We start from the raw sequence: 249 nt of genomic DNA, 5'->3' as shown, positions 1-249 counted from the left end.
AAAAAACTTTTAATTGAAGAGTTTGATCATGGCTCAGATTGAACGCTGGCGGCAGGCCTAACACATGCAAGTCGAGCGGTAACATTTCTAGCTTGCTAGAAGATGACGAGCGGCGGACGGGTGAGTAATGCTTGGGAACATGCCTTGAGGTGGGGGACAACCGTTGGAAACGACGGCTAATACCGCATAATGTCTACGGACCAAAGGGGGCTTCGGCTCTCGCCTTTAGATTGGCCCAAGTGGGATTAG

At 50.6% G+C, this 249-nt stretch carries 1 rRNA gene; it reads left to right on the top strand.

The features are described from left to right. Positions 1 to 10: 10 nt before the first annotated feature. Positions 11 to 249 (top strand): 16S ribosomal RNA (locus C2M35_RS14725); the annotation flags it as partial.

The organism is Pseudoalteromonas sp. T1lg76, from assembly GCF_002964725.1.
Lineage (GTDB): Bacteria > Pseudomonadota > Gammaproteobacteria > Enterobacterales > Alteromonadaceae > Pseudoalteromonas.
Note: the sequence above shows the minus strand (reverse complement) of the source record. Positions and strands in the feature narration are given on the sequence as shown.